This is a genomic window from Saccharopolyspora karakumensis, assembly GCF_004349225.1.
Classification (GTDB): domain Bacteria; phylum Actinomycetota; class Actinomycetes; order Mycobacteriales; family Pseudonocardiaceae; genus Saccharopolyspora; species Saccharopolyspora endophytica.
Genome location: NZ_SMLA01000042.1, coordinates 16,645 through 42,356 on the forward strand (window position 1 = coordinate 16,645; position 25,712 = coordinate 42,356).

Sequence of the window (25,712 nt, forward strand, 5' to 3'; positions counted from 1 at the left end):
GGTGCGTGCGAAGATCGCGGACCACCCAGTGTGCCCGCTACCGCACTCGGTGTGGTGACCGGCCGCCGACGCGGTTCGTCGGGGCTCGCACGTAGGCTGGTGGCGTGGCCGACCCGTCCACCTACCGACCAGCACCAGGCACGATCCCGGACGCCCCGGGCGTCTACCGCTTCCACGACGCCACCGGGCGCGTGATCTACGTCGGCAAGGCGAAGAGCTTGCGCAGCAGGCTCTCCTCGTACTTCGCCGACCTCGCCGGGTTGCATCCGCGCACCCGGCAGATGGTCACGACCGCCACCGGCGTGCAGTGGACCGTGGTGGGCACCGAGGTGGAGGCCCTGCAGCTGGAGTACTCCTGGATCAAGGAGTACGACCCGAAGTTCAACGTCCGCTACCGCGACGACAAGTCCTACCCGGTGCTGGCGGTGACGCTGCACGAGGAGTACCCGCGGCTGCACGTCTACCGCGGCCCGCGCAAGCGCGGCGTGCGCTACTTCGGTCCCTACGCCCACGCGTGGGCCATTCGCGAGACCCTCGACCTGCTGCTGCGGGTGTTCCCGGCGCGCACCTGCTCGTCCGGGGTGTTCAAGCGGCACTCGCAGATCGGCCGCCCGTGCCTGCTCGGCTACATCGGCAAGTGCTCGGCGCCGTGCGTGGACCGGGTCAGCGCCGAGGAGCACCGCGGGATCGTCGAGGACTTCTGCGACTTCCTGGCCGGTCAGACCGACCAGCTGATGCGCAAGCTCGACAAGCAGATGCAGGCGGCCTCGGCGGAGCTGGAGTTCGAGCGCGCCGCCCGGCTGCGCGACGACCTCGAAGCGCTGCGCCGCGCGATGGAGAAGCAGGCGGTGGTGCTCGGCGACGGCACCGACGCCGACGTGGTGGCCTTCGCCGAGGACGAGCTCGCCGCGGCCGTGCAGGTCTTCCACATCCGCGGCGGCCGCGTGCGCGGTCAGCGCGGTTGGGTGATCGACAAGCTGGAGCAGACCGACACCGCCGCGCTCACCTCGCAGTTCCTCACCCAGTTCTACGGCGAGCAGGCCGCGCTGGCCGATCAGGCCGACGCCGGTGGCAGTCCGGTGCCGCGCGAGGTGCTGGTGCCCGACCTGCCCGAGGACGCCGAGACCATCGCCGGCTGGCTGGGCGAGCTGCGCGGCAGCCGCGTCAGCCTGCGCGTCCCGCAGCGCGGTGATAAGCGTGCGCTCATGGAAACGGTGGAGCGCAACGCCAAGGAGGCGTTCCAGCAGTACAAGCTGCGCCGCGCCGGCGACCTCACCGCGCGCTCGGCGGCGCTGCAGGAGCTGCAGGAATCGCTCGCGCTGGACACCGCGCCGCTGCGCATCGAGTGCATCGACGTCAGCCACGTGCAGGGCAGCGACGTGGTGGCCTCGCTGGTGGTCTTCGAGGACGGCGTGCCGCGCAAGTCCGAGTACCGCCGGTTCGAGGTCCGCGAAGGCGCCGAAGGCGGCGACGTCGGCTCGATCGACGAGGTCGTGCGCCGCCGCTTCGCCCGCTACCTCAGCGACACCGCGAAGGAGGAGGCGAGGGAGGACGGAGCCGACGCCCCGTCCGGGATCGACCCGGACACCGGTCGGCCCAAGAAGTTCGCCTACCCGCCGAACTTGCTGGTCATCGACGGAGGCGGGCCGCAGGCCAACGCCGCCGCCGACGCGCTGACCGAGATGGGCATCACCGACGTCGCGGTGATCGGCCTGGCCAAGCGCCTCGAAGAGGTGTGGCTGCCCGCCGACCCCGATCCGGTGATCCTGGCGCGCAACAGCGAAGCGCTGTACCTGTTGCAGCGGGTGCGCGACGAGGCGCACCGCTTCGCCATCAGCTACCACCGGTCCAAGCGCGGCAAGCGGATGACGAGCTCCACATTGGACGCCATCCCAGGTCTGGGTGAGACTCGTCGCGCGGCGCTGCTCAAGCACTTCGGCTCGGTGAAGAAGCTTCGCCAGGCATCGGTCGAGGACATCGTGGCGGTACCCGGGATCGGCCGCAGCACCGCGGAAACCGTTCACGCGGCGCTGGCCGAAGGGACAGCCGGAAAACAAGGGGAACAAAGTGAGTGACGAGCATTCGGGCATCGAGGTCGCGGTCGTCAGCGGCCTGTCCGGAGCCGGCCGCAGCACCGCGGCCAAGTGCCTGGAGGACCTCGGCTGGTTCGTGGTGGACAACCTGCCGCCGGAGCTGATCGCCACCATGGTCGAGCTGGGCGCCCGCTCCAGCGGTCAGATCACCCGCGTCGCGGTGGTGATGGACGTGCGCAGCCGCGCCTTCACCGAAGACCTCGGCTCGGTGATCAAGGACCTCGACGCCCGCGGGTACAAGCCGAAGGTGCTGTTCCTGGAGGCCACCGACGAGGTGCTGATCCGCCGCTTCGAGCAGGTGCGGCGCGGTCACCCGATGCAGGCCGACGGCCGGCTGGCCGACGGCATCGCCGCCGAGCGCTCGCTGCTGTCGCGGCTGCGCTCGGAAGCGGACCTGGTGCTCGACACCACCGGTCTGTCGGTGCACCAGCTGCGCAGCAAGATCGAGGACGCCTTCGGCACCGAGGCCAGCACCCGCACCCGCGTGACCGTGCTGTCCTTCGGATACAAGTACGGCCTGCCGATGGACGCCGACCTGGTCATGGACTGCCGCTTCCTGCCCAACCCGTTCTGGATCCCCGAGCTGCGCGAGTTCAACGGCCTCGACGAGGAGGTGCGCAACTACGTGCTCGGCCAGGAGGGCGCCGAGGAGTTCATGGACAGCTACCAGCAGCTGCTGCGGCTGGTCGGCGCCGGCTACCACCGGGAGGGCAAGCGCTACCTGACGCTGGCGCTGGGCTGCACCGGCGGCAAGCACCGCAGCGTCGCGCTGGTCGAGGAACTGGCGCGCAGGCTCGCCGAGGACGACGGGATGATGGTCAAGACGGTCCACCGGGACCTGGGGCGCGAGTGACGGGCGAAGACCGGCCACTCCGCGCGGTCGCCCTGGGCGGCGGGCACGGGCTGCAGGCGTCGTTGGCGGCGCTGCGCCGGATCACCCCCGACGTCACGGCCGTGGTCACGGTCGCCGACGACGGCGGTTCCTCGGGCAGGCTGCGCCGCGAGCTCGGCCTGTTGCCGCCAGGTGACCTGCGCAAAGCCCTCGCGGCGCTGGCCGACGGCGGGGAGCAGGGGCAGCTGTGGTCGCAGGTGTTCCAGCACCGCTTCGGCGGTTCGGGAGCGTTGGCCGGGCACGCGGTCGGCAACCTGCTGCTCGCCGGTCTGCTGGAGGTGCTGCAGGACCCGGTCGAGGTGCTCGACCACGCCTGCGAGCTCCTCGGCGTGCGGGGGCGAGTGCTCCCGATGTCCACGCGGCCGCTGGACATGATCGGCGACGTCGTCGGTTTGGACTCCGATCCGGAGGCCGTGCGCACCATTCGAGGCCAGGTCGCTCTCGCCAGTACACCCGGTCGGGTGAAACAAGTGCGATTGCACGCGAACGGTGATGGTCCCCCGACGGCGTGCCCGCAGGCCGTGGAAGCCGTCACCCGCGCCGATCTGGTGCTGCTCGGGCCCGGCTCCTGGTTCACCAGCGTCCTGCCACATCTGCTGGTCCCGGAGCTGCACGAGGCTCTGGTGACCACGTCCGCGCGGCGTTTCGTGGTGCTCAACCTCATCCCTCAGCCGGGTGAGACGGCGGGCTTCTCGCCCGAACAACACCTGGACGTACTCTCGCAACACGCGCCCCGGCTGAAGGTCGACGCCGTGCTGGCCGATGCGGACTCGGTGCCCACTCCGGACCGGTTGCGCTCGGCGGCCTCGGACCTGGGCGCCTGGACCTTGCTGGACAAGATCGCCGCGCCCGCCGTGCCGGGACGGCACGACCCGCAGGCGCTCGCGGCGAGCCTGCGGGCCGCACTGGAGAGGAGGACGGACCAGTGGCGATGACCGCGGCGGTCAAGGACGAGTTGAGCCGGTTGTCGGTGAGCAAGACGTGCTGCCGACGAGCGGAGGTCTCGTCGTTGCTGCGCTTCGCCGGCGGACTGCACATCGTCGCCGGCCGGGTGGTGGTCGAGGCCGAACTCGACAGCGGATCCACCGCGCGCAGGCTCCGCAAGGAGGTCCACGAGCTGTTCGGACACCACTCCGACGTGCACGTGATCACCTCCGGCGGCCTGCGCAAGGGAACTCGCTACGTGGTGCGCGTGGTCAAGGACGGCGAAGGCCTCGCCCGGCAGACCGGGCTGCTCGACCCGCGCGGACGTCCGGTGCGCGGGCTGCCCGCGCACGTGGTCTCCGGCGGCTCCTGCGACTCCGAAGCCGCGTGGCGCGGCGCCTTCCTCGCGCACGGCTCGCTCACCGAGCCCGGCAGGTCCTCCTCCCTGGAGGTCACCTGCCCCGGACCGGAAGCCGCGCTGGCGCTGGTCGGCTCGGCCCGGCGGATCGGGGTGTCGGCCAAGTCGCGCGAGGTGCGCGGCGCGGACCGCGTCGTGGTCCGCGACGGCGACGCCATCGGAGCCCTGCTGACCAGGCTCGGCGCGCACTCCAGCGTGCTGTCCTGGGAAGAGCGGCGGATGCGGCGCGAGGTGCGCGCCACCGCCAACCGGCTGGCCAACTTCGACGACGCGAACCTGCGCCGGTCGGCCCGCGCGGCGGTCGCCTCGGCCGCCCGCGTCGAACGGGCCCTCGACCTGCTCGGCCCCAACGCGCCCGACCACCTCACGGTCGCCGGTCGGCTGCGACTGGCCCACCGCCAGGCGTCGCTGGAGGAGCTCGGCCAGCTCGCCGACCCGCCGATGACCAAGGACGCCGTCGCAGGCCGCATCCGGCGGCTGCTGGCGATGGCCGACAAGCGCGCCCGCGAACTCGGCGTTCCGGACACGGAGTCAGCAGTAACAGCAGAAATGCTCGAAGCCGAGGCTTGATCTTCTCCGGCTCGTTCTGCTCAGCGGTGCGAGTGGCGGAACCTGAGCGGCTCTCTGGACTGCGGGTGCCACTCCTGATGTATGTCCAATACACCGCGGAGTGGCCGTCCTCGCCAGAGAGCCGCTCAGAACCCGCGGCGGTGCCGGTTGCTCGGGTGGGGTGGTGAGAAAGCGGCTTCGCCGCTTGCCTGACGGTGCGGGTTGGTCGGGTGGGGTGCTGAGGAAGCGGCTTCGCCGCTTGCCTGACGTGCGGTGCGTCGGTTTCGTGGTCGGGCTGGCTTCGTCGCTCTCGCCGAACCGGTGCAGAGATTCCGATCACCGGTGGCGCGTTCTCGTCATCGCCCGGGGTGGGCTTCTGAACTGCAAAGATGCCGCCCGCTCGGGGTTCGGCGGGTATGCTCGGGCTCGCTCACCCGAACGCGCCGTGACAGCCCGCGACCGCCCACGCGCGGGGGCTGCCGAGGCAGATAGGGTGAACCCGAGACCATCAACTCACCCGCCGAAGTCATCGGCCGGGTCAGTCACGAGGAGAGATCGGCGTGACCGTTCGCGTAGGTATCAACGGCTTCGGTCGGATCGGGCGGAACTTCTGGCGTGCGGCGACCGCCAGCGATCACGACATCGAGATCGTGGCCGCCAACGACCTGGGCGACGTCGCGACCATGGCGCACCTGCTCAAGTACGACAGCATCCTTGGTCGCCTCGACCAGGAGGTGAAGGTCACCGGTGAGGGCATCGAGGTGGGCGGCAAGCTCATCAAGATCCTCGCCGAGCGTGACCCGGGCAAGCTGCCGTGGGGCGACCTGGGTGTGGACGTCGTCGTCGAGTCCACCGGCTTCTTCACCAACGCCGCCGACGCTCGCAAGCACGTCGACGAGGGCGGCGCGAAGAAGGTCATCATCTCCGCCCCGGCCAAGGGCGAGGACCTGACCGTGGTGCTGGGTGCCAACGACGAGAAGTACGACGGCACGCAGACCATCATCTCCAACGCCTCCTGCACCACCAACTGCCTCGCGCCGATGGTGAAGGTCCTCAACGACACCTTCGGCATCGAGCAGGGCCTGATGACCACGGTCCACGCCTACACCGCGGACCAGAACCTGCAGGACGGCCCGCACAAGGACCTGCGCCGCGCCCGTGGCGCCGCGGTCAACGTGGTGCCGACCAGCACCGGCGCCGCCAAGGCCATCGGCCTGGTCATCCCGGAGCTCAACGGCAAGCTCGACGGCTACGCCATGCGCGTCCCGGTGCCGACCGGTTCGGTCACCGACCTGACCGCCACCGTGCAGAAGGACGCCACCACCGAGTCGGTCAACGAGGCGTTCAAGGCCGCCGCTGCCGAGGGTCGCTTCAAGGGCATCCTCAAGTACAACGAGGACCCGATCGTCTCCTCCGACATCGTCACCGACCCGCACTCGACGATCTTCGACGCGCCGCTGACCAAGGTCATCGGCAACCAGGTCAAGATCGTCGGCTGGTACGACAACGAGTGGGGCTACTCCAACCGCCTCGCCGACCTCGTCAACCTGGTCGGTTCGAAGCTTTCCTGAATCACCACTCGTTCTGCGCAGCGGTGCGGGTAGCGGAACCTGAGCGGCTTCGTGGACTGCGGGTGCCACTCCTGATGTATGTCCAATGCACGGCGGAGTGGCCGCCCTCGCCACGAAGTCGCTGGCGAACCCGCGGCGGTGCGAGTTGCTCAGGTGGGGTAAGGAGAAAGCGGCTCCGCCGCTTGCCCGGTGAGCACTCCTGTCTCCCGGTACTGGAGCTGACGCCCTGTGAAACCCGCACGAGCCGTTCGATCAAACCGAGCTCGTGCGGGTTTTCCCGTCTTTTGTAGGAGTGAGAGCGTGAAGAACCTCGACGATCTGCTGTCCGAGGGCGTGCGGGGTCGTCGCGTCCTGGTGCGCGCCGACCTCAACGTGCCGCTGGACGGCGACACGATCACCGACGACGGCCGCGTGCGAGCCTCGTTGCCGACCGTCACCAAGCTCACCGAAGCCGGTGCGCAGGTCGTGCTCACCGCGCACCTCGGCCGTCCCAAGGGCGAGCCCGACCCGCGGTTCTCGCTGGCGCCGGTCGCCCGCCGCCTCGGCGAGCTGCTGGGCTCCGACGTCGCGCTGGCCGGTGACCTGGTCGGCGAGTCCGCCGAGTCCACCGTCGCCGGTCTCGCCGACGGCGGCGTCGCGCTGCTGGAGAACGTGCGCTTCGACGCCCGCGAGACCAGCAAGGACGACGCCGAGCGCGAGTCGCTGGCCGCCGACCTCGCCGCGCTGGTCGGCGACGGCGCCGCCTTCGTCTCCGACGGCTTCGGCGTCGTGCACCGCAAGCAGGCCTCGGTCTTCGACGTCGCCAAGAAGCTGCCCGCCTACGCCGGCGGCCTCGTGCTGGCCGAGGTGGAGGTGTTGCGCACCCTCACCGGCGACGCCAAGCGCCCCTACGCGGTGGTGCTCGGCGGTTCCAAGGTCTCCGACAAGCTCGGCGTGATCAAGGCGCTGCTGCCCAAGGTCGACAAGCTGCTCATCGGCGGCGGCATGGCCTACACCTTCCTGGCCGCCCAGGGCTACGGCGTGGGCTCCTCGCTGCTGCAGGAAGACCAGATCGACAACACCAAGAAGCTGCTCGCCGACGCCGCCGACAAGATCGTGCTGCCGGTCGACATCGTGGCCGGAGACCGCTTCGCCGCCGACGCCGAGAAGCAGACCGTCGACGCCGACGCCATCCCGGACGGCTGGATGGGCCTGGACATCGGCCCCCGCAGCGTCGAGCAGTTCGCCGAGGTCCTGCGCGGTGCGGGCACCGTGTTCTGGAACGGCCCGGCAGGCGTGTTCGAGTTCCCGGCCTTCGCCGAAGGCACCCGCGGGATCGCGCAGGCCATCGTCGACTCCGACTCCTTCAGCGTCGTCGGCGGCGGCGACTCGGCCGCGGCCGTGCGCACCCTCGGCCTGCCCGAGGACGGCTTCTCGCACATCTCCACCGGCGGTGGCGCGTCGCTGGAGTACCTGGAGGGCAAGGAGCTCCCGGGTGTTCAGGTCCTGGAAGGTGAAGCCTGATGGCTCGTCAGCCCCTCATCGCCGGCAACTGGAAGATGAACCTCAACCACCTCGAGGCCATCGCCCTGGTGCAGAAGCTCGCCTTCGCGCTGCCGGAGAAGTACTTCGCCAAGGTCGAGGTGGCGGTCATCCCGCCGTTCACCGACATCCGCAGCGTCCAGACGCTCATCGACGGCGACAAGCTGCTCATCAAGCACGGCGCGCAGGACGTCTCCGAGCACGAATCCGGTGCCTACACCGGTGAGGTCTCGGGACCGATGCTGGCCAAGCTCGGGTGCAGCTACGTGGTGGTCGGGCACTCCGAGCGCCGCGAGTACCACGCCGAGACCGACGAGCTCGTCAACAAGAAGGTCCGCCAGGTCCTCAAGAACGAGATGTCGCCGATCCTCTGCGTCGGTGAAGCCCTCGACGTGCGCGAGGCCGGCGGCCACGTGGAGCACTGCACCACGCAGCTCATCAACGGGCTCAAGGGCCTCAAGGCCGAGCAGGTCCGCCAGGTCGTCGTCGCCTACGAGCCCGTCTGGGCCATCGGCACCGGCAAGGTGGCCACCGCCGCCGACGCCCAGGAGGTCTGCGGCGCGCTGCGGCAGGCGCTCAGCGACAAGTACGGCAAGGAGATCTCCGACGAGATCCGCGTGCTCTACGGCGGCTCGGTGAAGTCCAGCAACATCGGTGAGCTGGTCGGGCAGAGCGACGTCGACGGCGCGCTGGTCGGCGGCGCGAGCCTCAACGCCGACGAGTTCGCCAAGCTCTCCGCCATGGCCGCGGGCGGACCGCTGCCGTGACCTGCGCGAGAGGGCGCCCCGGTCAAGCGCCGGGGCGCCCTCTCGTCGTTTCGGGTGAATTCCACTTCACGATTTCCGGTGTCCGGTTGTCGCCCGCCGAAGAATCACACGTCGGCGTGTGGGACCCTCGGTGCGTAAATGGGTGGACTGGTCAACTGGGGGTTGGCGGGCCGGTACTCTAGGTTGCGAACCGCTGTGCGAACGAGGACGATATGACTCTTTTCCTGCAGATCATGTTGATCGTGACGAGTGTCCTGCTGGTGCTGCTTGTCCTGCTGCACCGGGCCAAGGGGGGCGGACTCTCCTCGCTGTTCGGCGGCGGTATGCAGTCAAACCTGGCCGGCTCCAGCGTGGCGGAGAAGAACCTCGACCGAATGACGCTGTTCGTCATGGCGCTGTGGGTCATCTCCATCATCGGCGTCGGCCTGTTGATCAAGATCGGTTGATCGACCGGCTCGTTGACGGTCGAGCAACCCCGGGCCGCTTGGTGGGTGAGGATGGATGACTGGCGGTAATGCCATTCGCGGCACTCGTGTGGGCTCGGGCCCCACGGTAGGCGAGTCTGAGCGGGGGGAAGCCGCTCCGCGGAAGCGGATCGACTACTGGTGCGCCAACGCGCACCACAGCACGCCGTCGTTCGCGCTCGACGCCGAAGTGCCGGAGGAGTGGGACTGCCCGCGCTGCGGACTGCCCGCAGGCCGGGACGAGCAGAACCCCCCGGCGGCGAAGCGCAACGAGCCCTACAAGAGCCACCTCGCGTACGTCAAGGAGCGGCGCAGCGATGAGGATGGGATGAAGATCCTCGACGAAGCGCTCGCAAAGCTCCGGGCGCGCAAGGGGCGGTAGAGGTATTCGCAATGGAGAGCCGGGTTCGGGATTTGGTTCCTGAGCCCGGTTTTTCTCTTGTTCAGGTCTACTGCCACTACTCTGTGGTCTTCGTGCGTGGCGGTGCCAGAAGCGGAACCTCAGACGCCTTCTGGCTCCGGGATCCGAGGCTTATGTATGCCATACACGACACGTCGGCTGTCCTCCCCAGAAGACGTCTGAGAACCCGCGGCGGTGCGAGTTGCTTGCTTGGGGTGGTGAGAAAGCACCTTCGGTGCTTGCCTGACGGTGGTTGGGGTTGGGGTTGGGGCTGGCTGGGTTTGTTACTGGCGGGTAGGGTTCTTGTGGTCTGCGAGCTTTTTCTCGGGAGGATTCATGGCAACGGCGACGGCTGATCTGGCGGATCGGGAGGGGCCGGAGGTGCGCAGCTGCGACGTGCAGTTCCGCAACTACGGTGGCGTGGTGGCCTTCGAGGGGCGCGTTCGCACCGTCACCTGCTTCCAGGACAACGCGCTGCTGAAGAAGACCCTCTCCGAGCCCGGCGACGGAGCTGTGCTGGTCATCGACGGCGCGGGCTCGATCCACACCGCCCTTGTCGGCGACCTCATCGCCGAGCTCGGCCGGTCCAACGGCTGGAGCGGCATCATCGTCAACGGGGCGATCCGCGACTCCGCGGTCATCGGCGGCATGGAGTTCGGCGTCAAGGCGCTGGGCACCAACCCGCGCAAGTCCACCAAGACCGGTGACGGCGTCCTCGACGAGGTCGTCGAGCTCGGCGGCGTGAAGTTCGTGCCGGGCGAGTACGTCTACGCCGACAGCGACGGCGTCGTGGTGGTCGAAGAACCCTGATCACCAGCTCGAAGTAGGGTGCTCGCGTGAGCGTCATCCCTGCTTTCGAGCGCGGGTTCGCCGCCGTCGTGCGGCGTCCAGCGGTGCCGATCGTGCTGGGCTTCGCAGCCCTGATCGCGGTCGGCACCGTCGCGTTGATGATGCCGTTCTCGACCGAGTCCGGTGAGCCCACCGACCTGCTTCCCGCGCTGTTCACCGCCACCTCGGCGGTCTGCGTGACCGGGCTGATCGTGCTGGACACCCCGGTCCACTTCTCCACCGCCGGAGAAGTGGTCATCATCGTGCTGATCCAGCTCGGCGGCCTGGGCATCATGACCGTCGCCTCGCTGCTCAGCCTGCTGATGTTCCGCCGCTTCGGACTGCGGATGCGGCTGACCGCGCAGGCCGAGACCAAGTCGCTCGGGCTGGGTGACGTGCGGCGAACGATCTTCCGGGTAATCAGCCTCAGCCTGCTGTTCGAGCTGGTCGTGGCGGCGCTGCTGACCGCGCGGCTGATCACCGGCTACGAGTTGGGCCCGGGGCGTGCGATCTACGAGGGCGTCTTCCACGCGGTCTCGGCCTTCAACAACGCCGGGTTCGCGCTGCGCAGCGACAACCTGATGTCCTTCGCGACCGACCCGTTCTTCCTCCTGCCGATCTGCCTCGCGGTGATCGCCGGCGGTCTCGGCTTCCCGGTGTGGGTGGAGATCTTCCGACATCTGCGGGTGTCGCGCCGCTGGACGATGCACGCCAAGGTCACCCTGCTGGCGACCGCGCTGCTGCTGGTCGTGGGCTCGGTCGGGATCACCGCCGCCGAGTGGACCAACCCCGGCACCCTCGGGCCCATGCCCTGGCCGGGCAAGCTGGTGGCCGGTTTCGCCAGCGGGGTCATGCCGCGCACCGCCGGTTTCAACATCCTCGACGTCGCGGCCTTCCAGCCTGGGACGCTGCTGCTGCAGGACATCCTGATGTTCATCGGCGGCGGCAGCGCGGGCACGGCCGGTGGCATCAAGGTCACCACGTTCGCGCTGCTGGCGTACGTGATCCTCGCCGAGATCCGGGGCGAGCCCACCGTGCACGTGATGGGCAGGCAGCTGCCGGGAGCGGTGCAGCGCCAGGCGCTGACGATCGTGCTGCTCGGCGTCGGTCTCGTGATGCTGACCGTGCTGATCCTGCTGGCGATCAGTCCGTTCGGGCTGGACCAGGTCCTGTTCGAGGCGGTGTCGGCCTTCGCCACGGTCGGCCTGTCGACCGGCATCACCGCACAGCTGCCGCCCTTCGGGCAGATACTGCTGGTGCTGCTCATGTTCATCGGCAGGCTCGGTCCGATCACCCTGGCCTCCGCGCTCGCGCTCCGCGAACGCGGGCGCCGCTACGAACTACCGGAGGAGCGACCCATCGTTGGCTAAGAACGACGACACCAACCAGATCGTGGTCATCGGCCTCGGCCGGTTCGGCAGCTCGCTGGCCACCGAACTCGCGCGGCGCGGCTCGGAGGTGCTGGCGCTGGACTCGCGGCCGAACGTGGTGCAGCGCCACGCCGACGAGCTCACCCACACCGCCGTCGCCGACAGCACCGACCCCGAGAGCCTGCGCCAGCTCGGCGTGCACCAGTTCAAGCGGGCCGTGGTCGCCATCGGCACCGAGCTGGAAGCCAGCATCCTCACCACCTCGCTGCTGGCGGACTTCGGCATCCCGCACATCTGGGCCAAGGCCACCAGCCGCCAGCACGGACGCATCCTGGAGCGCGTGGGCGCGCACCACGTGGTGCTGCCCGAGCACGAGATGGGGGAGCGGGTCGCGCACCTGGTCAACGGCCGGATGCTCGACTACATCGAGCTCGCCGAGCACTACGCGCTGATCAAGACCCACGCGCCCGCCGAAGCCGTCGGCAACACCCTGGGCGAGCTGAAGCTGCGGTCCAAGTACGGCGTGACGGTCGTCGGCATCAAGCGGCCGGGGGAGGACTTCACCTACGCCACGGCCGACACCACCGTCGGCCAGCAGGACACCCTGATCGTCGCGGGAACCACGACCCAGGTCGAGGCCTTCGCCGAGCGCACCTGAGGGCCCAGCGCTCCCACGTCGTTCCCAAACGGCCCTCGGTTCAGTATTCTTCTGTATACAGTCGTGTGCAGGAGGTGTGCGGTGGACTTCGACGTCGTGGTGGTCGGCGGTGGCAACGCGGGGTTCTCGGCGGCGCACTCCGCCGTCGAGCGGGGTGCCCGGGTGTTGCTGCTGGAGAAGGCCCCGGAGCCCGAGGCCGGGGGCAACTCCTTCTACACGGCCGGAGCGTTCCGGTTCACCTTCGACGACATCGACGAGGTCGCCGACCTGCTCGAACCCGATGAGCGGCACGCCGACTCGGTCGTGCCCGCCTACCCGCCGAGCGCGTTCCACGCCGACATGGACCGGGTGACCGCCGGGCGCTGCGACCCGGTGCTCACCGAGGTCCTGGTCTCGCGGTCGACCGACACCGTCCGGTGGCTGGCGGGCAAGGGCCTGACCTGGCGGCTGATGTACGAGCGGCAGGCGTACCTCTCCGGCGGCAAGTGGGTCTTCTCCGGCGGCCTCTACGTCGGCACCGTTGACGGTGGCAAGGGCTTGATCGCCCAGCACACCGCCGCCGCGCGGCAGGAGGGCGTCGAGATCCGCTACGGCGCCGAGGTCACCGCGCTGCACCTCGACGACCGCGCCGTCACCTACCGGGCCGGGGGAAGCGAGCACCGGGTGTCGGCCCGGGCGATCGTGCTGGCGGCCGGGGGCTTCGAGGCCTCCGCCGAACGCAGGGCCCGCCACCTCGGCCCGGAGTGGGCAGCCGCCTACGTGCGCGGCACGCCGACCAACACCGGCGACGTCCTCGACCTCGCGCTGGCCGCCGGCGCCGCGCCGCACGGCGACTGGACGACCTGCCACAGCACCGCGTGGGACGCCGACGCCGACCCCGACGGCGGGAACCGCGAGCTGACCAACCAGCTGACCCGGCAGAGCTATCCGATCGGGATCGTGGTCAACCGGGCGGGGGAGCGCTTCGTCGACGAGGGCGCCGACTTCCGCAACTACACCTACGCCAAGTACGGCAGGGAGATCCTGCGCCAGCCCGGCGGGCGGGCCTTCCAGCTCTTCGACGCCACAACTCGCCCGCTGCTGCGCGCGGAGGAGTACGACTCGCACCCGATCGCGGCCGCGCAGGCCGACACGCTGCCCGAACTCGCCGAGGCGCTGGGCATCGACGCCGACCGGCTGGCCCGGACCGCGCGGGAGTTCAACGAGTCCATCGTGGACGCCGAGTTCGACCCCGCGGTCAAGGACGGCCGGGCCGCGCACGTCGAACCGCCCAAGTCGAACTGGGCGCTCGCCCTCGACACCCCGCCCTACTTCGGTTTCGCGGTCGGGTGCGGCATCACCTTCACCTTCGGCGGTCTGCACGTCGACGCCGACGCCCGCGTGCTCGACGCCTCCGGCTCGCCGATCGCGGGGCTGTTCGCCTGCGGGGAGATGGTCGGCGGTCTGTTCTCCGGGAACTACCCGGGAGGCAGCGGACTGACCTCGGGCGCGGTGTTCGGCAGGCTCGCCGGGGCGGGGGCCGCGACGGCCTGAGTATCCTGGCCTCCTGCCAGGTGAACCCAGCGATGAAGGAGATGGCGGCCCTGTCCGAGGTGTACGAGCGGCTGCGCGGCGAGATCGTGGACGGCACCTTCGACGCCGGTGCCAACCTGGTGGAGCTCGCGCTCGCCGAGCGGTACGGCACCAGTCGCACGCCGATCCGCGAAGCCCTCCGCAGGCTCCAGCAGGACGGTCTCGTCGAACGCGGTGACCGCGGCATGCGCGTCCGCTCCCGCAGTCCCGAGGAGATCCTGGAGATCTACGAGGTCCGCATCGCCCTGGAGGCCACCGCGGCTTCGGCCGCCGCGACCCGCCACAGCGACTTCGACCTCATCCGCATCGACAAGGCCCAGTCCGCCATGGACGCCGTCTCCCAGGAGGACCCGGCGGCGATGGCGTCGACCAATCGCGCCGTGCACGAGGCGATCTGGACCGCGAGCCACAACGGCACGGTCGTGGACCTGCTGACCAGGCTCAACAACCACCTCACCCGCTACCCGGCCACGACCCTGGAGATCCCCGGCCGCTGGGCCGAAGCCCTCGCCGAACACCACGACCTGATCCGGGCCATCGAATCCCGAGACGCGGACCGCGCGGGCACCCTGGCCAGAACCCACATGACCAAGGCCCGGGATCTCCGCCTCCAGCTCTACCGCGAAGCCTGACCCGTCCCGGGTTCCACGAACTCCGCCGTCATCCGCTACCGGATTTACCGCAGTTTTCCGGTGCCCGAATACCGCCGCAATCCGGTACCTGATTGCGGCGGTGTTCCGGGTTCAGGGGGTGTAGTGGTCGTGGACCACTCGGGCCATGGCTTCTTCGGCGACCGTGGCGAGGGACTTGGCGCTGAAGTAGATGTCGCCCTCGACGTGGGGCTGGCCCGCGTTGAAGGTGAGGTGGTGGGTGAGTTCGGCCGGGTCGGTCCAGTTCGGTTGGCCGACCTTGTAGGCGGCTTGGCCGATGTAGAGCTTCACGTCGGTGCCCTCGACCGTCCGGGACCACCAGGGGACGACCTTGGCGTAGTCGGCGGCCGGGTGGCCGAACTGCCAGTAGACCTGCGGAGCGATGTAGTCCACCCAGCCTTCGCGGACCCAGCGGCGGGTGTCGGCGAAGATCGACGAGTAGGACTCCATGCCGTTGGTGTCGGAACCGGCGGGGTCGCTGCTCGCGTTGCGCCAGATGCCGAACGGGCTGACGCCGAACTCCGCGTCCGGCCGGACCGCGTGCACCCGCTCGTCCAGCCCAGAGACCAGGTCGTTGACGTTGTCGCGGCGCCAGTCGTCGATGTTGTCGAACCCCTTGCCGTGCGCGGCGAAGGTCCGCTCGTCCGGGATCCGCCGGCCGTCGACGGGGTAGGGGTAGAAGTAGTCGTCGAGGTGCACGCCGTCGACGTCGTAGCGCGACACCGCGTCCATGATCGCGTCGGTGACGAACCGCCGGACCTGCGGCACGCCAGGGTCGTAGTACAGCTTGCCGCCGTAGGAGAACGTCCACTCCGGATGGATCCGGGCCGGGTGCGTGGGAACCAGCGAGTTCGGATCGTCGGTCATGCTGACCCGGTACGGGTTGAACCAGGCGTGGAACTCCAGGCCGCGCTGGTGCGCCTCGTCGACGAGGAACCGCATCGGGTCGTATCCGGGATCCCGGCCCTGCTGCCCGGTCAGCCAGTGCGACCACGGCTCCAGCGGCGAGGGCCAGAACGCGTCCGCCGTCGGCCGGACCTGCACGAACACCGCGTTCATCCGGTTGGCCACGGCCCGGTCCAGCATCGCCCGGTACTCGGACCTCTGCTGCTCGGCCGACAACCCCTGGCGGCTCGGCCAGTCGGTGTTGGCGACGCTGGCGATCCACACGCCGCGCATCGCGGTGCTCGACGGCGCGGCGACCCCGGCCGTGCCCAGCAATCCCACCAGGACCGCTGCCAAACCCATTGCCGTGCCGAGCAAACCGAGCTTCCGCATCGGATCCCCTTCGCCGCGATCATCGACCGCGCCACAGCGTATTGCCCCACCGGGCCCGCCGCACAGGTCATCACCGATCGGGGCTAACGAAAACGCGCCCCCTTCAGCGAGAAGGAGGCGCGTTCACGTTCTCTGCGTCAGCCCAGCTGGGCCGCAGCGTCGGTGTCGAGCAGCCAGAGCGTGCGATCGCGGCCGACGGCTCCCGCAGCGGGGATGTCGACCGGCTTCGCACCGGCCAGAGCGGACGCCACCGGTTCGGCCTTGGCCTTGCCCGTGGTCATCAGCCAGACCTCGGACGCGGCGCCGATCGCGGGCAGCGTCAGCGAGATCCGGGTGGGCGGCGGCTTCGGGCAGTCGTGCACGCCCACCACCGTCCGGGACTCCTCTCGCACGTACGGCGTGCCCGGGAACAGCGAGGCGGTGTGGCCCTCCTCGCCGACTCCCAGCATCAGCACGTCGAACCGCGGCACGGCAGCGCCCTCGGGTGCCAGCCCGGCGAGCAGCTCGGCGTAGTGCGCCGCGGCGGCGTCCGCGTCGGAGCCGAACTCGCCGTCCGACGGCGCCATCGGGCGCACCCGGGCCGGGTCGACGCCGACGTGGTCCAGCAGCGCCTGCCGGGCCTGCGTCTCGTTGCGCTCGCCGTCGCCGTCGGGCAGGAACCGCTCGTCGCCCCAGAAGACGTCCACAGCGGACCAGTCCACCGCGCCCAGCGCGGGGGAGAGGCGCACCTGCTCCAGCACGCCGATGCCGGTGCGGCCACCGGTGAGCACCACCGACGCCGAGCCGCGAGCGGCCTGCGCGTCGGTGATCGCGGTGATCAGCCGGGCCGCCACCGCGGCGGCGAGCACGTCGCCGCCGGAGTGGACCAGGGCCTCGGGACGGCTCACTGCTCGTCCCCTTCCTCGTCGGAGGACTCCGCGTCGTCACCGCGCACGATGCCCTTGAGCCCACCCAGGGTGACCTCGTAGATCTCGTCCGGGTCGAGGCGGCGCAGCTCCTCGCTCAGGCAGTCCTGGACCTCGCGGCGCTGCAACGAGATCCGCCGGTCCGGCTGCCCCGGCTGGGTCAGCGTGCCGACCTTGCCGTCCGGGCGGACGATCTCGATGTTGCCGGAGGGACGCTCCAGCAGGGCCGAGTAGATGCCCGAACCGGCCCGCGCGCTCTCCAACCGCCGCACCGGGATCTCCAGGTAGGCCGACAGCCAGCCCGCCAGCAGATCCGTCGAGGGCGAGTCGGAGGCACCGGTGACGGTGGCCGAGGTGACGCGCTCGTGCGGCGGCAGGTCCATCGCCGCCGACAGCATCGCCCGCCAGGACGTCAGACGCGTCCAGGCCAGGTCGGTGTCACCGTCCACGTAGGACTTGATCCGCTTCTGCAGTGCCTCGATCGGGTCTCCCTCGGCCGCCGCGTCGGTGATGCGGCGGTGCGACAGCGCACCCAGCGGGTCCTTCGCCGGAGTCTCCGGAGCGTCGGTCGGCCACCAGGTCACCACCGGGGCGTCCGGCAGCAGCAGCGGCACGACCGAACCCGCGCCCTCGTCGGCCAGCGGGCCGTACAGGCGCAGCACGAGGACCTCGGAGGCGCCGGCGTCACCGCCCACGCGGATCTGCGCGTCCAGCCGCGGAGCCGCCTGGCGGGCACCGCTGGCGACCACGATCACGCGGCACGGGTGCTCCCGGCTCGCGTCGTTGGCGGCCTGGATCGCCTTCTCCACCTCGGTGCCGTCGCCGGTGGCGATCACCAGCGTCAGCACCCGGCCGAGCGCCACCGCGCCACCGGACTCGCGCAGCTCCACCAGCTTCTTGTTGACCTGCGAGGTGGTTGTCGACGGCAGGTCGATGATCACGGTCGCCTCCAGACGCGTCCGGTGCGGTCCAGCATCTCGTCCGCGGAGGACGGACCCCAGGTCCCGGCCTTGTACGGCTCGGGCTTGCCGCGGGACTCCCAGTGCCGCAGCACCGGGTCCAGGATGTTCCAGGACATTTCGACTTCTTCGTTCACCGGGAACAGCGAGGGCTCGCCCAGCAGCACGTCCAGGATCAGCCGCTCGTAGGCCTCCGGCGAGGACTCGGTGAAGGCGTGGCCGTAACCGAAGTCCATCGTGACGTCCCGGACCTCCATGGAAGTGCCCGGAACCTTCGCGCCGAAGCGCATCGTCACGCCCTCGTCCGGCTGCACCCGGATCACCAGGGCGTTCTGCCCCAGCTCCTCGGTCATCGTGGAGTCGAACGGCAGGTGCGGTGCTCGCTTGAACACCACGGCGATCTCGGTGACCCGGCGGCCCAGCCGCTTGCCCGAGCGCAGGTAGAAGGGCACGCCCGCCCAGCGGCGGCTCTCCACCTCCAGGGTGATCGCCGCGTAGGTCTCGGTGATCGAGTCGGACGCGAAACCGCCCTCCTCGTGCAGACCCGGCACCAGCGAACCGCCCTGCCAACCACCGGTGTACTGACCGCGCGCGGTGGTGTGGTCGAAGGGGCCCACCGGCTTGGTCGCCGAGAGCACCTTGATCTTCTCCGCGCGCAGGTCGTCCGGCGAGAAGGAGACCGGCTCCTCCATCGCCGTGAGCGCCATCAGCTGCAGCAGGTGGTTCTGGATGACGTCCCGGGCCGCGCCGATGCCGTCGTAGTAGCCCGCGCGACCGCCCAGACCGATGTCCTCGGCCATGGTGATCTGCACGTGGTCGACGTAGTGGGCGTTCCAGATCGGCTCGAACAGCTGGTTCGCGAAGCGCAGCGCCAGGATGTTCTGCACCGTCTCCTTGCCGAGGTAGTGGTCGATGCGGAACACCGACTCCTCGGGGAAGACGTCGTTGACGATCCGGTTCAGCTCCTTGGCGCTGTCGGAGTCGTGCCCGAACGGCTTCTCGATGACCACCCGGCGCCAGCTCTCGTCGGTCGGGTCGGTCAGACCGGACCGGGACAGCTGCTTGAGCACCGTCGGGAACGCCGACGGCGGCACCGACAGGTAGAAGGCGTGGTTGCCGCCGGTGCCCCGGTCGGCGTCGAGCTCCTTGACCGTGTCGGCGAGGTTGTCGAACGCCGCGTCGTCGTCGAAGGAACCCGGCACGAACCGGATGCCCTCCGCCAGCCGGTCCCAGACCGTCTGGTGGAACGGGGTCCGGGCGTTCTCCTTGACCGCCTCGTAGACGACCTGCATGAAGTCCTGGTCGGCCCAGTCGCGGCGGGCGAAGCCGGTCAGCGCGAAGCCCGGCGGCAGCAGGCCGCGGTTGGCCAGGTCGTAGATCGCCGGCATCAGCTTCTTGCGGGACAGGTCACCGGTGACGCCGAAGATCGTCAGGCCGCAGGGCCCGGCGATCCGCGGAAGCCTCTTGTCCCGGGGATCCCGCAGCGGGTTCGTCCATTCGCTGCCGTTCACGCTCGTCCTCCCTGGTGGAGGTCCTGCACGGCCTTGACGAGCTCGACGAGCCCGGCCGCGCGGTCGGTGAGGTGCAGGCGCAGCACCGGACGGCCGTGGTCGGCCAGCACCTGCCCGTCGCCCAGCGCCTGGGCGCGCTGCAGACCGGCCAGCGTGTACGGCCGCTCCGGCACCTCCAGGTCGCCCTCGGAGTCGCCGGTGATCTGCAGGAACAGGCCGTTCTGGTGACCGCCCTTGTGGTACTGGCCGGTGGAGTGCAGGAAGCGCGGACCCCAGCCGAAGGTGGTCTGCAGCCCGGTCCGCCGCGCCAGCTCGGTGCGCAGCACCGCCGCGGAGGCGTCGTCGAGGCGGTCCAGGTAGGCCTGGATCGCCAGGTAACCGCCGGTCGGGGCGGTGGTCAGGAACGCGCGCAGCGCCTCGGTCACGTTGCCGACGCCCGCCGAGGCCCAGTCACCGGAGGGGTGCACCTCGATGGAGCCGTCGACGACCGCCGGGGTCGCGGCCGGACCACCGGCCGGGCCGTCCAGCAGCGCACGTGCGGCCTTCTTCGCGGCCTCCACGTCGGGCTGGTCGAAGGGGTTGATGCCCAGCAGCCGTCCCGCGAGCGCGGTGGCGAACTCCCACAGCAGCAGCAGCCCGCCCAGCGGGCCGTCGGTGCTGATCCGCGCGGTGTCGACACCCGGTCCCACGGCCACGGTGGTGGCGTCGGCACCGGCGTCGACGAAGCCGGGCGCGTCGGGGCTCTCCACCACGACCGGCAGCACGCCGGTGCCGTTCTTGCCGGTGGACTCGGCGATCAGCTGCTCCACCCAGTCGCCGAAACCGGCGATGCCGGAACCGGTGTCGGCGAAGACCAGCTTCTCGGCGCCCCGTTCGTGGGCCGCGCCGATGGCGGCGGCGAGGACGACGGCCGGGTTCTCGGGCGAGTCCAGGCTGACCGCCTTGAACGCGCTCGCGGCGTCGTCGAGCAGCGCGGCGATGTCGGCGCCCGCCAGACCGGCCGGGACGAGACCGAACGCGGTCAGCGCCGAGTAGCGGCCGCCCACGTTCGGGTCGGCCGTGAAGACCTTGCGGTAGCCGGCCTCGCGGGCGGCGGTCTCCATCGGGGAACCGGGGTCGGTGACCACGATGATGCGGGTCACAGGATCGATTCCGTTTTGCGAGAAGGCCTTCTCGAAGATCCGGCGGTGCGAGTCGGTCTCGACGGTCGTGCCCGACTTGGAGGAGACGACCAGCACGGTCCGGTCCAGATCACCCGCCAGCGCGTCGGCGACCTGGCTGGGGTCGGTGGTGTCGAGCACCGTCAGCGGGACACCGGCGGTGCCGGTGATCACCTCGGGTGCCAGCGAGGACCCGCCCATGCCGGCCAGCACGACTCGGTCCAGCCCTTCGGCGTGCAGCTCGGCGCGCAGCGCGTCGATCTCGGCGAGCAGCGGACGGGAGCTCTCGGCGAGAGTGGTCCAGGAGAGGCGGATGGACGCCTCGGGCTCGGCGTCGGTGCCCCACAGCGTGGCGTCCTGGGCGGCGAGCTTGCCGGCAACCGCGTCGGCGGTCAGCCGCTCGACCAGTGGGCGAGCCTCGGCCGCCAGCGCCGTGTCGGCAATTTCGACAGAAACATCGGTTGCCATGAAGATCCTTCAGGGCTCGAAAGAGTTTTTAGTTCGTAGGGGATTTTCGCCGATCCGGGCCGGTGCGACAGGACGCCGCACCGGCCCGGACCGGCTCAACGCACGTGGCGTTACTTACTTGGCCTGCTCCAGCTGAGCGGCGACCGTGTCGAGGAGTTCGGTCCAGGACTTCTCGAACTTGTCGACGCCGTCGGTCTCCAGGTGCTTGAAGACGTCGTCGAGGTCGATGCCGGCGGCGGCGAGGTCGTCGAAGACCTTCTGCGAGGCCTGCGCGGTGCCGCTGACCAGGTCACCGCGCACGTCGGCGTGGTCGGCGGTGGCCTGCAGCGTCGACTCCGGCATGGTGTTGACCGTGTTCGGCGCGGCGAGCTCGTCGACGTAGCGGGTGTCGGAGTAGGACTTGTCCTTCACCCCGGTCGAGGCCCACAGCGGGCGCTGCGCCCGAGCGCCCTCGGCCTGCAGGGCCTTCCACCGCTCGGAGGAGAAGTCCTCCTGGTAGGCGGCGTAGGCCAGGCGGGCGTTGGCGATCGCGGCCTGCCCGCGCAGCGGGTGGTTCTCCTGCATCGCGTCCAGCCGCTTGTCGATCTCGGTGTCCACGCGGGAGACGAAGAACGACGCCACCGACTCGATCGACGCGAGGTCGTGGCCGTTGGCCTTGGCCTGCTCCAGACCGGCGAGGTAGGCGTCCATGACGGCCTTGTAGCGCTCGACGGAGAAGATCAGGGTCACGTTGACGCTGATGCCCTCGGCGATGACCTTCGTGATGGCCGGCAGGCCCGCCAGCGTGGCCGGGATCTTGACCATCAGGTTCGGCCGGTCCACGGCCTTCCACAGGTCGATCGCCTCGGCGACGGTCTTGTCGGTGTCGTGCGCCAGCCGCGGGTCGACCTCCAGGGAGACCCGGCCGTCCACACCACCCGTCTGCTCGTAGACGTTGCGGAAGATGTCCGCCGCGTCCCGCACGTCCGCGGTGGTCAGCTCGCGGATGGTGTCGTCCACGCTGGCACCGCGCGCGGCCAGGTCCTTGACCTTGTCGGCGTAGTCGGCGGCGTTGGACAGCGCGTTGGCGAAGATCGTCGGGTTGCTCGTGACCCCGACGACCGCCTGCTCGGTGATCAGCTGGGCCAGGTTGCCCGAGCTGATGCGCTGGCGGGACAGGTCGTCCAGCCAGATCGACACTCCGGCCTCGGTCAGGGCCTTGAGGTTCGCGTTGGTCGTCACAGAAATTCCTCCGCTCACGCCTGCTGGGCGTTGCTCAGGCTGCGTCGAGCAGCTGCGACAACGGCTTCGGTGGTGATGCCGAACTGCTCGTAAAGGGTCTTGTAGTCGGCCGAAGCGCCGAAGTGCTCCAGCGAAACCGACTCACCGGCGTCCTTGACGAACCGGTACCACGGCATGGCGATGCCGGCCTCGACCGAGACGCGGGCCTTCACCGAGCTCGGCAGCACCGACTCGCGGTACGCCTCGTCCTGGGCGTCGAACCACTCGACGCACGGGAACGACACGACGCGGGTGGCCACGCCCTCGGCTTCCAGGGCCTGGCGGGCCTCGACGGCCAGCTGGACCTCGGAACCGGTGGCCATCAGGATCAGCTCCGGGTTGCCGTTGGCGGCGTCGGCCAGGACGTAACCGCCCTTGGCGACGCCGTCGGCGGTCACGCCCTCCAGCGTCGGAACGCCCTGGCGGGTCAGCGCCAGGCCGGCCGGGCCGCTGGGGTTCTCCAGGATGGTCTTCCACGCGGCGGCGGTCTCGTTGGCGTCCGCCGGGCGGACCAGCGAGAAGCCGGGGATCGCGCGCAGCGAGGCGACGTGCTCGATCGGCTGGTGCGTCGGGCCGTCCTCGCCCAGGCCGATGGAGTCGTGCGTCCAGACGAAGATCGACGGGACCTTCATCAGGGCCGCCAGGCGTACCGCCGGACGCATGTAGTCGCTGAACACCAGGAAGGTGCCGCCGTACGGGCGGGTGCCGCCGTGCAGCGCGATGCCGTTGAGGATCGCGCCCATGGCGTGCTCGCGGATGCCGAAGTGCAGCGTCCGGCCGTAGGGGTCGGCCGACCACGCGTCGGTGGAGATCGACTCCGGACCGAACGAGGGCTGGCCCTTCATGCTGGTGTTGTTGCTCTCGGCGAGGTCCGCCGAACCGCCCCAGAGCTCGGGCAGCACGTCGGCCAGCGCGTTGAGGACCTCACCGGAGGCCTTGCGGGTGGCGACGCCCTTGCCGTCGGCCTCCCAGCTCGGCAGCTTCTCCTGCCAACCGGCCGGGAGTTCGCGGGTGGCCAGCCGGTCCAGCAGCGCCTTGCGCTCCGGGTTGGCCGAAGCCCACTTGTCGAAGGCGACCTGCCACTCGGCGTGCGCCTGCTTGCCCCGCTCGACGACCTCGCGGGCGTGCGACAGGACCTCGTCGGTGACCTCGAAGGACTGCTCCGGGTCGAAGCTCAGCGCCTTCTTGATCTCGGCGACCTCGTCGCCGCCCAGCGCGGCACCGTGGGCCTTGCCGGTGTTCATCTTGGTCGGAGCCGGGTAGCCGATGACCGTGCGCAGCACGATCAGGGTCGGGCGAGCGGTCTCGGCCTTGGCCGACTCGATGGCCTCCAGCAGACCCTGCACGTCCTCACCGCCGTGGACGGTGAGCACCTGCCAGCCGTAGGACTCGTAGCGCTTGGCGGTGTCCTCGGTCAGCGCGATGCCGGTGTTGTCCTCGATGGAGATCTCGTTCGCGTCGTAGATCACCGTGAGGTTGCCCAGCTGCTGCACGCCGGCCAGCGAGGACGCCTCGGAGGTCACGCCCTCCTCGATGTCGCCGTCGGAGGCGATCACGTAGATGTGGTGGTCGAACGGGCTCTCGCCCGCGCCGGCCTCCGGGTCGAACAGACCGCGCTCGCGGCGCGCGGCCATCGCCATGCCGACCGCGGTCGACAGGCCCTGACCCAGCGGGCCGGTGGTGGTCTCCACACCCTTGGTGTGCCCGTACTCGGGGTGACCCGGGGTCAGCGAACCCCACGTGCGCAGCTGCTTGAGGTCCTCGAGCTCCAGGCCGTAGCCGGAGAGGAACAGCTGCACGTACAGCGTCAGGCTCGAGTGCCCGGCCGACAGCACGAAGCGGTCGCGGCCGATCCACTCGGGGTCGGTGGGGTCGTGCCGCATGACGCGCTGGAACAGGGCGTAGGCGGCGGGCGCGAGGCTCATCGCCGTGCCCGGGTGTCCACTTCCGCAGTTCTCCACCGCGTCGGCGGCGAGCACGCGCGCGGTGTCGACGGCGCGCTGATCCAGCTCGGTCCAGTCGTTGGGCAGTCGCTTGGTCGTCAAGCGGGCAAGGTCGTCGGTGACGGACACGGACGCAGCTCCAGTTTTCCTTCGGCGGTATTTCCCTCAACGCGGCGAACGGTCCACTGGACCGATTCGAACCGCAGTTATCCCTCGTCCGTCGGGCAGCCTAGTCTCTCCGGATCAGGCGCCCGGCGGCCCGTTGAGAAACGGTGCAGACCCCCTGCTGACCAGCCTCGACCTGCGAGGACCGTTCCTCAGACGATGGGGGTGCCGGCGATTCGTCGACCAGCGTGCATGAGAACCGGTCTTCGCGCTGCTGAACCGCCGGAACGCGGCTGATCGCCGAACGGGTCCAGTTTAGCCCGTGACCCGTGTGAACAGGCGCACTCGCACCCGCGCGGGACGCGCTTCTGTAGCGCGACTACTATTGCCTAACGGTTCGGTTCCGTTCTTCGGGAACCGGTGGGAGCCTGACTCGGCAAGTGCGGGGAGTGTCATGTCGTCGGTGAGCGCAGCGTCGTGACCACCGCCGCGCACCTCTCCGGTCAGCCTGCCCGCAAGGCCGCTGACCTGCTCAAAGCCTATCTGGGGCTGACCAAGCCGCGGGTCATCGAGCTGCTGCTGGTCACCACCATCCCGGCCATGCTGCTGGCCGTGCGCGGCATCCCGTCGCCCTTCCTGGTGCTGGCCACGCTCGTCGGCGGAACCATGGCCGCCGGCAGCGCCAACGCGCTCAACTGCGTGGTCGACTCCGACATCGACCAGGTGATGAAACGCACGCGGGCTCGGCCGCTGGTGCGGCACACGGTCTCCAACCGGCACGCGCTGATCTTCGGCATCGCGCTGGGCGCGGGCTCGTTCGCGGTGCTGTGGGCGGCCACGAACCTGCTGGCAGGCGTTCTCGCCGTGGGCACGATCCTGTTCTACGTCTTCATCTACACGATGGTCCTCAAGCGGCGGACCGCGCAGAACATCGTGTGGGGCGGCGCCGCCGGTTGCATGCCGGTGGTGATCGGCTGGGCCGGGGTGACCGGCCGCATCGACTGGCCCGCGCTGGTGATGTTCGGCGTCGTGTTCTTCTGGACGCCGCCGCACACGTGGTCGCTGGCGATGAAGTACAAGGACGACTACGAGCGCGCCGGTGTGCCGATGCTGCCGGTGGTGGCGCGTCCGACCGCGGTGTCCCGGCAGATCGTGCTGTTCACCTGGCTCATGGTCATCTGGACGCTGCTGCTGGTCCCGGCGACCGGCTGGCTCTACACCGCCTTCGCCGCGGTCGCCGGCGCGTGGTTCATCGTGCTGGCCCACCGCCTGCACGCGGCCACCAAGCGCGGCGTGCCCACCAAGCCCATGCGCCTGTTCCACATGTCCAACACGTACCTGATGATCGTGTTCGTGGCCCTCGCGGTGGACTCGGCGCTGAGCCTCCCGGTCCTCGGCTGGCCCTGGTAGGCCGCCTCACCTGCGCAGCGGCATTCGAACTTCGCG

General features: G+C 69.9%; 22 protein-coding genes. 15 read left to right on the forward strand and 7 right to left on the reverse strand.

The window, feature by feature from the left end; all coding sequences use genetic code 11:
- Window positions 1-104: 104 nt before the first annotated feature.
- The 14 genes from uvrC (at window position 105) to E1202_RS22775 (ending at window position 14,659) form a co-directional block, all read left to right on the forward strand.
- The gene (gene uvrC / locus E1202_RS22710; protein WP_132685161.1) at window positions 105-2,075 is read left to right on the forward strand and encodes an excinuclease ABC subunit UvrC; all 1,971 of its coding nucleotides are present in this window, start codon (window positions 105-107) and stop codon (window positions 2,073-2,075) included.
- Window positions 2,068-2,946, forward strand: coding sequence for an RNase adapter RapZ (gene rapZ / locus E1202_RS22715; protein ID WP_132678106.1), 879 nt, complete (start codon window positions 2,068-2,070; stop codon window positions 2,944-2,946). The genes uvrC and rapZ overlap by 8 nt, the downstream gene beginning before the upstream one ends.
- Complete coding sequence (locus E1202_RS22720; protein WP_132685162.1) at window positions 2,943-3,920, forward strand: gluconeogenesis factor YvcK family protein; 978 nt, start codon at window positions 2,943-2,945, stop codon at window positions 3,918-3,920. The genes rapZ and E1202_RS22720 overlap by 4 nt, the downstream gene beginning before the upstream one ends.
- On the forward strand, window positions 3,911-4,897 hold the full coding sequence (whiA, locus tag E1202_RS22725; protein ID WP_132622499.1) for a DNA-binding protein WhiA: 987 nt from the start codon (window positions 3,911-3,913) through the stop codon (window positions 4,895-4,897). The genes E1202_RS22720 and whiA overlap by 10 nt, the downstream gene beginning before the upstream one ends.
- A gap of 539 nt (window positions 4,898-5,436) precedes the next feature.
- Window positions 5,437-6,447: a type I glyceraldehyde-3-phosphate dehydrogenase gene (gene gap / locus E1202_RS22730; RefSeq protein WP_132685163.1), complete on the forward strand. Its 1,011-nt coding sequence runs from the start codon at window positions 5,437-5,439 to the stop codon at window positions 6,445-6,447.
- 300 nt (window positions 6,448-6,747) lie between these two features.
- Window positions 6,748-7,950, forward strand: coding sequence for a phosphoglycerate kinase (locus E1202_RS22735; protein WP_132685164.1), 1,203 nt, complete (start codon window positions 6,748-6,750; stop codon window positions 7,948-7,950).
- Window positions 7,950-8,735: a triose-phosphate isomerase gene (gene tpiA / locus E1202_RS22740; protein ID WP_132685165.1), complete on the forward strand. Its 786-nt coding sequence runs from the start codon at window positions 7,950-7,952 to the stop codon at window positions 8,733-8,735. Before E1202_RS22735 ends, tpiA begins: the two co-directional genes overlap by 1 nt.
- Before the next feature lie 212 nt (window positions 8,736-8,947).
- Window positions 8,948-9,181 carry a preprotein translocase subunit SecG gene (secG, locus tag E1202_RS22745; protein WP_010310736.1) on the forward strand — a complete coding sequence of 78 codons (234 nt, stop codon included), beginning with the start codon at window positions 8,948-8,950 and terminating at the stop codon, window positions 9,179-9,181.
- A gap of 55 nt (window positions 9,182-9,236) precedes the next feature.
- Window positions 9,237-9,581, forward strand: a complete 345-nt coding sequence (locus tag E1202_RS22750) for an RNA polymerase-binding protein RbpA (RefSeq protein WP_132685166.1) — start codon at window positions 9,237-9,239, stop codon at window positions 9,579-9,581.
- A gap of 354 nt (window positions 9,582-9,935) precedes the next feature.
- Window positions 9,936-10,409: a ribonuclease E activity regulator RraA gene (gene rraA, locus E1202_RS22755; protein WP_132685167.1), complete on the forward strand. Its 474-nt coding sequence runs from the start codon at window positions 9,936-9,938 to the stop codon at window positions 10,407-10,409.
- A gap of 35 nt (window positions 10,410-10,444) precedes the next feature.
- Window positions 10,445-11,797, forward strand: coding sequence for a TrkH family potassium uptake protein (locus E1202_RS22760; protein ID WP_328591011.1), 1,353 nt, complete (start codon window positions 10,445-10,447; stop codon window positions 11,795-11,797).
- Window positions 11,790-12,455 (forward strand): potassium channel family protein, encoded by a 666-nt coding sequence (locus E1202_RS22765; protein WP_235878890.1) that lies wholly within the window; start codon window positions 11,790-11,792, stop codon window positions 12,453-12,455. Before E1202_RS22760 ends, E1202_RS22765 begins: the two co-directional genes overlap by 8 nt.
- Before the next feature lie 81 nt (window positions 12,456-12,536).
- Window positions 12,537-13,988 carry an FAD-dependent tricarballylate dehydrogenase TcuA gene (tcuA, locus tag E1202_RS22770; RefSeq protein ID WP_132685168.1) on the forward strand — a complete coding sequence of 484 codons (1,452 nt, stop codon included), beginning with the start codon at window positions 12,537-12,539 and terminating at the stop codon, window positions 13,986-13,988.
- Window positions 13,989-14,008: 20 nt separating this feature from the next.
- Window positions 14,009-14,659 (forward strand): GntR family transcriptional regulator, encoded by a 651-nt coding sequence (locus E1202_RS22775; RefSeq protein ID WP_207918877.1) that lies wholly within the window; start codon window positions 14,009-14,011, stop codon window positions 14,657-14,659.
- Window positions 14,660-14,770: 111 nt separating this feature from the next.
- Here E1202_RS22775 and E1202_RS22780 read toward each other — a convergent pair whose 3' ends face one another.
- The 7 genes from E1202_RS22780 to tkt all read right to left on the reverse strand — a co-directional run bounded on the left by E1202_RS22780 (window position 14,771) and on the right by tkt (window position 24,290).
- A complete protein-coding gene (locus E1202_RS22780) occupies window positions 14,771-15,955 on the reverse strand; it encodes a glycoside hydrolase family 10 protein (protein ID WP_132685169.1) in 1,185 nt (394 codons plus the stop codon).
- 137 nt (window positions 15,956-16,092) lie between these two features.
- A complete protein-coding gene (gene pgl, locus E1202_RS22785) occupies window positions 16,093-16,842 on the reverse strand; it encodes a 6-phosphogluconolactonase (protein ID WP_132685170.1) in 750 nt (249 codons plus the stop codon).
- On the reverse strand, window positions 16,839-17,801 hold the full coding sequence (opcA, locus tag E1202_RS22790; RefSeq protein WP_132685171.1) for a glucose-6-phosphate dehydrogenase assembly protein OpcA: 963 nt from the start codon (window positions 17,799-17,801) through the stop codon (window positions 16,839-16,841). Before opcA ends, pgl begins: the two co-directional genes overlap by 4 nt.
- On the reverse strand, window positions 17,798-19,330 hold the full coding sequence (zwf, locus tag E1202_RS22795) for a glucose-6-phosphate dehydrogenase (RefSeq protein ID WP_132685172.1): 1,533 nt from the start codon (window positions 19,328-19,330) through the stop codon (window positions 17,798-17,800). The genes opcA and zwf overlap by 4 nt, the downstream gene beginning before the upstream one ends.
- Window positions 19,327-20,958: a glucose-6-phosphate isomerase gene (locus E1202_RS22800; protein WP_132685173.1), complete on the reverse strand. Its 1,632-nt coding sequence runs from the start codon at window positions 20,956-20,958 to the stop codon at window positions 19,327-19,329. Before E1202_RS22800 ends, zwf begins: the two co-directional genes overlap by 4 nt.
- A gap of 114 nt (window positions 20,959-21,072) precedes the next feature.
- Window positions 21,073-22,179: a transaldolase gene (gene tal, locus E1202_RS22805; RefSeq protein ID WP_132685174.1), complete on the reverse strand. Its 1,107-nt coding sequence runs from the start codon at window positions 22,177-22,179 to the stop codon at window positions 21,073-21,075.
- Between the two features lie 14 nt (window positions 22,180-22,193).
- Window positions 22,194-24,290: a transketolase gene (gene tkt / locus E1202_RS22810; protein ID WP_207918878.1), complete on the reverse strand. Its 2,097-nt coding sequence runs from the start codon at window positions 24,288-24,290 to the stop codon at window positions 22,194-22,196.
- 453 nt (window positions 24,291-24,743) lie between these two features.
- Here tkt and E1202_RS22815 point away from each other — a divergent pair, with 453 nt between their 5' ends.
- Complete coding sequence (locus tag E1202_RS22815) at window positions 24,744-25,676, forward strand: heme o synthase (protein ID WP_132685176.1); 933 nt, start codon at window positions 24,744-24,746, stop codon at window positions 25,674-25,676.
- Window positions 25,677-25,712 lie beyond the last annotated feature (36 nt).

Excerpts from the sequence above, each read along its gene's own strand:
- E1202_RS22800 (WP_132685173.1), bottom strand. The coding sequence starts at position 20,958 with ATGGCAACCGATGTTTCTGTCGAAATTGCCGACACGGCGCTGGCGGCC.
- tpiA (WP_132685165.1), top strand. The coding sequence starts at position 7,950 with ATGGCTCGTCAGCCCCTCATCGCCGGCAACTGGAAGATGAACCTCAAC.
- secG (WP_010310736.1), top strand. The coding sequence starts at position 8,948 with ATGACTCTTTTCCTGCAGATCATGTTGATCGTGACGAGTGTCCTGCTG.
- rraA (WP_132685167.1), top strand. The coding sequence starts at position 9,936 with ATGGCAACGGCGACGGCTGATCTGGCGGATCGGGAGGGGCCGGAGGTG.
- E1202_RS22780 (WP_132685169.1), bottom strand. The coding sequence starts at position 15,955 with ATGCGGAAGCTCGGTTTGCTCGGCACGGCAATGGGTTTGGCAGCGGTC.
- E1202_RS22750 (WP_132685166.1), top strand. The coding sequence starts at position 9,237 with ATGACTGGCGGTAATGCCATTCGCGGCACTCGTGTGGGCTCGGGCCCC.